The following is a 7,510-nucleotide window of genomic DNA, read 5'->3' on the forward strand; positions in this document are numbered from 1 at the left end:
GCACCCTCTACATATTAAAGAGCCAATTTACTCTTAACGGGGTAAATTTCGGCTCTTTTTTAGATAAATTCTCTTAGCGTGGTTTTTTTCCGAAATGCTGGCGGTACCCCTAATAGTAGGTTCTTAAACTACCTATCCATTACAGGTAACTAAATTACTTCTTTAAATTCAGCAACCATTAACTCAATTGTTTCCTTATATTCTTCATTAGTAAAAATTTGTTCCGTAGTCATTCCATGCGTTTTTGCGTGTCTTAGGAAGTTCCCAGCTGTCTTCCATTCACCGCAAATTGGACAAGGAAGCTTGTCATTAACTACCCATTGTTTCACTGTGAATCGTTTTGTATTTGAATTGTTTTTATTTGTATTCTTTCTAACTACACTTGTAGTTGGTTTTGTATTCGTTTTAACTTCATCTTCACTACTATAAGTATTATTTATGTATTCTTTTGTAGTCGCTACTTCATCAAAAGCGTTGTCTGACCCAGCCATTTCACGTTCTACAAGTAGACAAACCGCCTCACTAATAGATAGCCCTAAATCATCACAGTATGTCTTGAAACCCTCGTATAAGCTGTGAGGAAGTCTTGCTGTAAGTACTTCTGACTTTTCCTTACGTCTTTTATTTCTAGCGTATTTCTCTAAATAGCCCACGTTATCACCTCATATAGATTCATAACGAATACATTCTGTATTCGTTAACTAAGTTCCTGCAATACAAAATGTATACAAAGCGACTACGTTATGACTACATAGTGAACACGAAAAAATGTGAGAGTGTATTCACCCTCACATTTATTTAAACTATTACTCAGGATATTCAGTTTGTTGTTCCATATGTTTTGCAACATCAATTAAAGGTTGCATCTCCTTCAGAAAAGCATTTACATCTCTAAATGAATCCATGAAATAATACTCACTAAAACTGCCATAACAACCAGTTAATTCAATTATAATTTTAGGTGCATTCTTATACTCAGGTTCAAGATAAAGCGTATTACATCGGCAAAGAATCGTAAATAACTCATTGTATTTGCCACCTAGAATAAAAGTAGCTTCATAGTTATCATCAAAGGATACTTTATGACTAGCTTCATATTGAAACCGCCCATTTTTAAATATAGTTCCTGTAATTTCTTGATATCTTATTGCTGTTTCCACCGTCATAACCATCACCTCAAAGAAGTGATTCTATACATGGCTGCTAATCACCTTTTACAAGATTTAATACCTGATCTTTTTGTAAATGAGTTACTTTGCCTCAGTCTATCATTCTCTTACCGTATAAGGTAACAAGAATAATAATATCGAAGAATGCTTGATTTTGTAGGGTAGATAGAGGTAAAATGAGAACAACCTAATACGAACGGAAGCACAAAAAAACCATTTCCTCCATACTAAGGGTTCCGACACCTCTAGTACTTCAATGGAAATGGCTTCTTGTAACCTAGTGTCCGACCACTAAGTTAAATTTATTAGCCCTGACGCAACAGGACTAATTGATGAATCCATTGTAACCCGTACTCTACTCTTTTTCAACTAGTAAAAATTAGTTTGCAAAAGTCTTAGATAAATGACAGGGTTCTACAAAAGGGCGTTTATCTCTTTAACTTGTGAAGGTGACAGGTTATTGAGGTAAACGTCCTTTTTGTTTTGCGTTCGTATTAAGTGAAGCGTGGAAGCCAAACCACGAGAAGAACGTTGTGATAACGTGCTGAAAAAATCGACAGGGTGTCCGACCATCGCAAAAGTAGGACTAGGATACAATAAGCGTTTCCCTATTTACGCTTGTATCTGAATGGTGAAAGCTACCAGTGAATCAAAGTGCTGTCGTTAGGAAGGATAGACGCTTACGGGCGTGTAGGACAAGTCATAAGTACCGAAAGGGAAACTACCAGGGCTATTTGAAGTAGTAGACTTGTTTAGGTGAAAACCTAGTGTTAAATAGGGGTGATACAAAATACTCGGGGACATGCCTGACGGTAAGTATCAGAACAACTACTACTTATACGCTTGAAGTCTGCTTTCTTTTTGCGTATAGGTAGGAATTTCTGTGTCCAAAAGCCTGAAAAACACAGCCATCAAGTAAGCAAAAACCTAAAACCTAAAGTCAAGTGATTTTAAAAGAGTTTAAAGAAATTCCTACCACTAACGATGGGTAGTGGAATATATAAGTAACTACCACTAACAATGATAGAGGAAAATAGGGCTTAAACGATGCATAGAGTAAGAACTATATAGGGGAAAAAGAGAAAAGGCGTCTAGCCAATAGGACTAAACGCAATAGGTAGTAAAGAGAAGGGGAGTTTTCCCCATAACTTTACAAACATTATATCAGGAAATTACGGTATAAGAAATAAAAAAGGACGCTTAGTTATTGGACTAAACGTCAAAGTGAATAGATAATCAAAAAAAATGAGTACGATGGTTCTAGAGAGGAGAATGATTCTCCAATTTATTATGAGTATATCATAGAATAAGACTATAAAGAAAAACAAATGATTATTAAGTTGGCTAATTGTTATGAGGAAATAAGTGAATTATGTAAGGTATGTAGAGAAAAAGGCATAAAGAAAAGTCCCACCAATCAACAGTAAGATCGGTGGGTGATTATATGGAGGTATATATATTTTTATTATTATGATGCGGATAAGATTTGTATGTATGGTATACATTATACCTAAAAGGAGATTCTATGAACTTCTTTATGACAGCTTTAAAGTATACAGCAATTACAATTGGATGGATTTGTTTATTATCAATTTGGTATGTTACTTTCTTTGCATAGGTTATTATTGCTTACGCCATGTCATTCACTACGTTCATTCCATGCAATCTTTAAAAGTAATACTATAATATCTGTTAATAGGATTATTTATAGTTTAGTTTTTAATTATTTTGCGAAGCACCGAACGAAGTGAGGTAATGTTTTATCTTTATTACTGTTAATAGAGTTAATTATAGTTATTTAAGTTCCTGTACTCTATAGCTTATCAAACCACCTAATTTTACAGTGCCTCAATTGTAAAGTTTTTGAAAGGATTCATGAAAGCAATCGTACCAAGGGTTCAAGACGTTCACAATTTAGACACATTTATAAATGACGGTCTCCGTGAACCTGAGGGAATTACATGATCTTTGTTAATCAGTGGGTTAATCCTTGAAAAAGGGATTATTAAACTTATAAATCCGCACCTTATGTGATTAAGGATTAACCATGTGATAAGAATGGGCTTTGTTGAGGTTTATAATCACACCGTCTTGTGATTTACTCTTTCCTCACTAAAATATGATTTCAAAACAACACTAGACCTCTCAGAATTAAATCTGTGGGGTTTTATTTATTTTCGGATACAAAAACAAATAAACGGATTTAAGACGCTGTACGAGGCAATATGAGGCGTTAAAATGGACGTGTAGTGGATAGGCGGTGCACAATGTTGTTTTTCTGTAAAACATAGGCGTAGCAAGGGTTTTCGCTATATTAGGATTAGTCGATTTAGTGCAATTCTTCACTTTTTACCGCTTCCTTGCCTTCTATACACAACAGTCTCAGAACTTTTTAATTAGCACAATAAAAGACCACACTATTAAAGTGTAGCCTCGTATTCTTTCACTTTCTTATAGAAGGTCGCTTTCTTCATGCCGATAGTGTCCATAAATGCCACCGCTGTTATTTTTCCAGCTTTCCATTCTTTGTACAGCTTGTTCCATTCCTTAGGAAGTGCCATAACTGGACGTCCTAGATGTTTGTTGGGGTCTTTCTTAGCAATAGCGATACCTTCAGCTTGACGTTGTTTAATATTTTGACGTTCCTGTTCAGCCATAGAAGTATAAACCTCGATAATGATGTTGTTAATCATATCAATAACCCACTCTTGTCCCTCAGGTACGTCTTGCATTGTAGTAGGAAGGTCTATAATCTTTACCCTAATCCCTTTTTCCTTAAATTGATTAAGGTAGTCCTTAATTAGTTCCTTATTACGTCCTAGACGGTCAATAGATTTAATATAAAGCGTGTCGCCTTTCCTCATTGCTTTAAGCATGTCTTGAAATCCTTTACGTTCCATATCCTTACCACTGGCTTTATCACTGTATATGTAATCCTTGTCTGTTACATAGTTTTTCAAAGCTTCATATTGTCTATCCAAATTCTGTTCTTTAGTTGATACACGCATATAGCCAAAATTGATTCCAGTCATTATTAAAACCACCGTTTCTATTAGTTGATAAATTTAATATACATCAACCGTCTATAAAGGTCAATTACTTTATGTACGTTTATAAAGGTTTATTTTCTTTATTTTATAGACACTATAAGGACAGTTTTTTTACCGTCTATTAAGGTGTACCTTTATAGACTCTAAAATCTCATGAGTTATAAGTACAAATAAAAGCACCCTTTAGTGGATGCTTTTACCTTGTTTTTTCTTTTAGGTGAAGAACGACTGTTTCCGCAATCTCCTTCAATAGACCAAGACTCTATAAAATTTGTGGAAGTAAAGTACTCCCGATATGTATATATAATGAACCCTTATGTTTAGGGGTTCCAAATAAATATAGTCTTAGGTAGGGATACCATTCACCACTACACCACCACGCCACTACACATACAGCATAGGTAGTAATAGTAGTAGTAAGGTGCGGTGCTGGGTGCGAGGACAGGCAAGGCGATAGTACCAGCACTGACAGTAGCAAGGGCAACAGCGAGGCACGAGGGAAGGACAGGACGTGGCACAGCAAGGCACACGACACGAGGTGAGGAACAAACGAATGAAACAACAATGAAAGAACAAAGAAAGAAGAATGAAAGAAGAACAACAAAGACGAATGATAACAGTAAGATCAGTGAGGTGAATGGTAGTAACGAACCATGTAGAGGATTGGCGACACCTGATATATTTATATAAATGGATACCCCCACCATAGGGGGGCAGGGGTCTATATATGGGCTGTCTAGTACTTGAACAAAATACGCTACAATTTTGAAACCTTTTCGGGCTGGTCTATCAGATAAAATGATTCACTAAAATTGACGAGGCTTGCTGTTCTTTGCTGATTCCTTAAAGAAATTCACCAATAGCAACTATATTCAATAAATGCGATACCGAGATTAACGATTGTGACCCGATAAGTCCACCTTTCATGTACTAACACTGGTTACTGCTGTTGTACAGCCCTTATAAAATACCCCTGCTTAGGCTTTTAAGGTAAACTAGATAGACCGTTTCAAAAAATATAATTTTGCGGAATTTTTCAGGACATTTTAAGGGGGCTTGCTGCATGGCAACAGAAAAGGAAAAGGAACTTGCAAAACAGATACTAGCAAAGCTAACAGAAATGGATACTAAGTTAGCTAGGATAGAGGATAGTATAGGAGAGTTGAATTGTAGGGAAGCCCAAAACTCAGTAGAAAGTAATTTAGACGATTTGAAGAACGTACAAAAGGAGTTACAAGCCACCTTTACAAAAGGATTCGCCGATGTACACAAGGGATTGGCTGAAATAAAAGAAAAAAATAAGAATCGCAAGACAGCAAAGGAAATCATTGAGGGCATGGCTGGAAATGGGCAAAAGAAAAGCGGAAAGCAAGTTCATTAAATTCGAACTCGGCTTTCCTCAGCTTTCTTTAAAATATTAGATACTGTTTGTCGTGTAATTCCTAATGCGGTTGCGATTTTTGATTGACTGATACCTTTGTCAGCCATGTTATATATTTTAAGTTTGTCCATTTCCGTTAAGGTTCTGTTTTTCTTTTTTGTAGCTTCACTCATTTTAACTGGGTCTAATCCGCATACGTGCTTCTGATTTTCCTTAGTTAGTAGCAACATAGGACGTGCGTGCCATTCTTTATGACAGTTAGTACAATGATGTATTAGCACCGCACGAGGGTTAATGTATTGTTCCTTTGCGGTTACAGAACCACCGTACTTCATATTTAACGCCTCCTGATATAAGGCCTGTTTAACTGGGTCTTTAATTTCTCTTTGCATAGTAAAATTCCTCCTTAAATAAAATAAGATCACCAGCGTTAACTAGTGACCTCTTGTGTAATTTGTTTTGCTATTGCTACTCTTTCAGCATGTGCCTTCTCTTCTGCTTCAATTTCTTTGATTAGGCGTTCTTTAACACCGCTGTCCTGTAAACGATTAAGTACCGCCTCATTTAGTTCTTTATCTTTGATTTGTGATTCCTCAATATAGCCACCAGCCTCATTTTGCAACGCCAGTCCATATTGCATAGCTAAAACTGGTGGTAAGCCTTTTAGAACCTCGGTATTTCCTTTTCGCAATTCGTCCATTACATCTTGTTTTACGATACTAGTTAAGTTCATTTATTTGGCTTCCTTTCCATTACAATCTAATCTCTTTTTCATACAGTAAGTTGTTTCTATCGAAATCAAAGGTACGCTTAAATGCTAGTGCCTTCATACGTCTATCAGGATTGTCCCAGCTTTCATTCATTAGTTCTGAGTCGTCCAGAAAGTCATCATAGATAACAGACATTACCTGCTGGTCTTGTTCGCTAATCGCTTTTTCATAGTCTGAAATAACTAGCTTTAATTCGTCCCTGACGTGAGATACTGCTTCACTAACATTGAAATGCTTATTTCTAGCTGACGAATCCTTACTGTAAGTTTCTCGAATGATTGGCATATACTTCTGTTTTAACAGCGTGTATTCTTCCTCTAATGCTTCTTTGAGTGGTAGTAGTACTTTCATATCAGATTCAATCTTACTAAGCTGAGAACTTAAATAAATGTAGTCAGATGGATTGTCACTTACTACTTCTCTGTCAATTAAAGTTTGAGTATGTTGTTCCTGTAATTGTGCCAGGCGTTCTGTGATTGTTTCCCCACGTTTCACTAATGATTCTTTCTCTGCTTCATATTGTTTTAGTACTTCTTTTGTAGCTGTAAATAGTTCCATGTCCTCAATTGCTTTATCTACTGATGTACGGTCAATTTTTAACATTTCATTTCCTCCTTAGTTGATTCCTCTTTGTTGTTTTAATTCAATGATTCTCTTCACTGAATTTAGTTCTAAATTTGATACTGAAAGTTCTTTTAATGCTTCATGGAATTTTGATTGATAATGAACGCTGAATGGTAGTAAACCGTTTTCCAATCGGCTAAGATCAGCGACATCTGTTTTCATATATGAACTAAATTCACTCAAAGTAAAGTTACGTAATCGCCTCACTTCTCGAATGTAGCGATAGTCATAATCATGAAAGAATGGAATACCTTCTTTGCTGTATAGTGACATATGTTTCACCTCCAATAATTTTGGGATTTAAAGTGCAAAATAAAGAGGCGTAGCTATTTAAAGCCACACCTCAAACGGAAAACACGTATAGGAGAACCATTTACCGCAGGAAGCCCACAAGACTTCCCTAATAGGGGTACAGCCAGCATTTCGGAAAAAAACCACGCTAAGCAAATTTATATGAAAAAAGAGCCGTATTTTACTCCGTTAAGAGTAAATCGGCTCTTTTATATTCAAAGGGCG

Annotated in this window: 9 protein-coding genes; 2 read left to right on the plus strand and 7 right to left on the minus strand. The window is 36.1% G+C overall.

Annotated elements, in window-relative coordinates; translation table 11 throughout:
• Nucleotides 1-149 precede the first annotated feature (149 nt).
• The 3 genes from MR147_RS26570 to MR147_RS26580 all read right to left on the minus strand — a co-directional run bounded on the left by MR147_RS26570 (nucleotide 150) and on the right by MR147_RS26580 (nucleotide 4,201).
• Nucleotides 150-653 carry a hypothetical protein gene (locus tag MR147_RS26570; protein WP_070180720.1) on the minus strand — a complete coding sequence of 168 codons (504 nt, stop codon included), beginning with the start codon at nucleotides 651-653 and terminating at the stop codon, nucleotides 150-152.
• Nucleotides 654-806: 153 nt separating this feature from the next.
• Complete coding sequence (locus MR147_RS26575) at nucleotides 807-1,160, minus strand: hypothetical protein (RefSeq protein WP_139137653.1); 354 nt, start codon at nucleotides 1,158-1,160, stop codon at nucleotides 807-809.
• Nucleotides 1,161-3,589: 2,429 nt separating this feature from the next.
• A complete protein-coding gene (locus MR147_RS26580) occupies nucleotides 3,590-4,201 on the minus strand; it encodes a recombinase family protein (RefSeq protein ID WP_095691841.1) in 612 nt (203 codons plus the stop codon).
• Between the two features lie 444 nt (nucleotides 4,202-4,645).
• Between MR147_RS26580 and MR147_RS26585 the strand changes: the two genes are divergently transcribed.
• On the plus strand, nucleotides 4,646-4,909 hold the full coding sequence (locus tag MR147_RS26585) for a hypothetical protein (protein ID WP_242230529.1): 264 nt from the start codon (nucleotides 4,646-4,648) through the stop codon (nucleotides 4,907-4,909).
• A 373-nt stretch (nucleotides 4,910-5,282) separates the two neighbouring features.
• On the plus strand, nucleotides 5,283-5,600 hold the full coding sequence (locus MR147_RS26590; RefSeq protein ID WP_242230535.1) for a chromosome segregation protein SMC: 318 nt from the start codon (nucleotides 5,283-5,285) through the stop codon (nucleotides 5,598-5,600).
• Here MR147_RS26590 and MR147_RS26595 read toward each other — a convergent pair.
• From MR147_RS26595 to MR147_RS26610, 4 genes are read right to left on the minus strand one after another with little or no spacing between them, the layout of a single operon-like run.
• Nucleotides 5,597-5,992 (minus strand): helix-turn-helix domain-containing protein, encoded by a 396-nt coding sequence (locus tag MR147_RS26595; RefSeq protein WP_001188533.1) that lies wholly within the window; start codon nucleotides 5,990-5,992, stop codon nucleotides 5,597-5,599. The two genes, MR147_RS26590 and MR147_RS26595, sit on opposite strands and share 4 nt — an antisense overlap.
• 38 nt (nucleotides 5,993-6,030) lie before the next feature.
• Nucleotides 6,031-6,333, minus strand: coding sequence for a hypothetical protein (locus MR147_RS26600; protein WP_242230533.1), 303 nt, complete (start codon nucleotides 6,331-6,333; stop codon nucleotides 6,031-6,033).
• A 19-nt stretch (nucleotides 6,334-6,352) separates the two neighbouring features.
• A complete protein-coding gene (locus tag MR147_RS26605; protein ID WP_242230531.1) occupies nucleotides 6,353-6,973 on the minus strand; it encodes a hypothetical protein in 621 nt (206 codons plus the stop codon).
• 12 nt (nucleotides 6,974-6,985) lie between these two features.
• The gene (locus MR147_RS26610) at nucleotides 6,986-7,267 is read right to left on the minus strand and encodes a hypothetical protein (RefSeq protein WP_070180721.1); all 282 of its coding nucleotides are present in this window, start codon (nucleotides 7,265-7,267) and stop codon (nucleotides 6,986-6,988) included.
• Between the last annotated feature and the right edge of the window lie 243 nt (nucleotides 7,268-7,510).

Source organism: Bacillus cereus group sp. BfR-BA-01350 (assembly GCF_022663775.1).
In the GTDB taxonomy this organism is placed as follows: Bacteria; Bacillota; Bacilli; order Bacillales; family Bacillaceae_G; genus Bacillus_A; species Bacillus_A paranthracis.

Coding starts and splice junctions, on each gene's coding strand:
- MR147_RS26580 (WP_095691841.1), bottom strand. CDS start 4,201: ATGACTGGAATCAATTTTGGCTATATGCGTGTATCAACTAAAGAACAG.
- MR147_RS26590 (WP_242230535.1), top strand. CDS start 5,283: ATGGCAACAGAAAAGGAAAAGGAACTTGCAAAACAGATACTAGCAAAG.
- MR147_RS26595 (WP_001188533.1), bottom strand. CDS start 5,992: ATGCAAAGAGAAATTAAAGACCCAGTTAAACAGGCCTTATATCAGGAG.
- MR147_RS26600 (WP_242230533.1), bottom strand. CDS start 6,333: ATGAACTTAACTAGTATCGTAAAACAAGATGTAATGGACGAATTGCGA.
- MR147_RS26605 (WP_242230531.1), bottom strand. CDS start 6,973: ATGTTAAAAATTGACCGTACATCAGTAGATAAAGCAATTGAGGACATG.
- MR147_RS26610 (WP_070180721.1), bottom strand. CDS start 7,267: ATGTCACTATACAGCAAAGAAGGTATTCCATTCTTTCATGATTATGAC.